This is a genomic window from Sinosporangium album (genome assembly GCF_900100605.1).
Lineage (GTDB): Bacteria > Actinomycetota > Actinomycetes > Streptosporangiales > Streptosporangiaceae > Sinosporangium > Sinosporangium album.
Genome location: NZ_FNCN01000091.1, coordinates 1 through 1,377 on the forward strand (window position 1 = coordinate 1; position 1,377 = coordinate 1,377).

General features: G+C 56.9%; 2 protein-coding genes. Both read left to right on the forward strand.

The features are described from left to right. On the forward strand, positions 1-428 hold a 428-nt coding region (locus BLQ73_RS33700; protein ID WP_218126107.1), incomplete at its 5' end, for a hypothetical protein. A 763-nt stretch (positions 429-1,191) separates the two neighbouring features. Beyond that, positions 1,192-1,377 (forward strand): hypothetical protein (locus BLQ73_RS33705; RefSeq protein ID WP_218126108.1); only part of this gene is annotated, 186 nt, incomplete at its 3' end.

Sequence of the window (1,377 nt, forward strand, 5' to 3'; positions counted from 1 at the left end):
GGACCGGACTCCCACCGGCAAGCGACGACGAGCTTACGAACAACAAGATCAGCCGCTACGCCACGGCTTCACCTCCTGCTCTGCTGGGCGCACGAGATCACCTCATTGAGCGGCGGCAGGTTCTACAGCACGCAGGGCGACAGTACCGCCTGCTTGGGCTCTCGCATGAGGTCATCAACCGCGTGGCGGCCGCCCCTCGACAACCCCCGCCCACAGCCGCCGCTGGTATCCGCGATGTGTGCAGTCGTAAAAAACGAGCTTTAGGGAAAAATCCTAAAGCTCGTTTTTTATCCACAAAGAGTGGCGCTGGGTGCGGGATTACTGATTCTTCTTCATCCTGGTTTTCGCCGGTCATCATGGGTGCTGGTGAGGCTGCGGCCTCGCAAGCTGTGTCGACGCAACTACCAAGCGGTCGCACGTTGTTTTGACAAACTTGCGTTATGCCTGGTCGGCAGGCCGTTCCAGGCAGGATAAAGGCTCACCCTATAGCGGGGTGCAGCCAGACCGTTGTGAGCCTTGCATCATGCTCACCCAGAATTATTCCTGATGCGATCTGAGTCAGATTTACGCCTGCCGACTTGCTTGTCGTGATGCGCAGCCAGCCGCTAGTTGAATCATATTCCGCCAGCCATTCACGTCCGCCTGGAATTTGGATAGATATTCCTGCTTCCAGCGGGCATTCCTGGCCGAATATAATAGCTCCCGGGTTGGCCGTTGGAGGGTGGAGGTGAGCTGCTCGCCATGAATTTCGAGGAAAGTAGCCCCAGGCGTACAAAGCTCTTCGTGTTTGGCAGCTAACTTCGATCTGAAGTGTGTCGATCACGACACTTGTGGTCCCGCCGTGGGCGCGAGCTGTCAGCTCGCTGGGATCGTCGGCCTCGAATATGAAGCTGTGCTCATCGCTAAGATACGTTAGCACGCCCGACAGCGGTATGCCTGGAACAGCGCTGATCGAGATCACCGCTTCGCTCGCACAAAGTTGAAGTGTAGGACTGTATTCGTTCGGGCGTCGATCACTAGTTCCCATGTCCCGCTTCGCCCGCGGAACTTTCCTGCTACGTCCCATCGAAGCGCAGTGGCAACACCTCGAGGATCGGACACCGGCTTACCTCCTCGCATGATCTCTCGGATTGTGAGAATGGAGTCAGTATAAGGGCGAGCCTTCTCACCGGTCCTGGTGATGTCGTCCAAATGTCGCTCAACAGTCCTGGAGAACTTCAGGCTGCCTGTATCTATCTGGCGAAGGAGGTCGTCGATCTCGCAACTAGCATTGTGGACGAGAACGCCAGCGGTCCCGACAGCCACATGATAGGTATGGATGTCGTCGACTGTCAGGTTGTGGACGCGTTGGTTGTCGCTGGTCCACTTTCTGGTGCT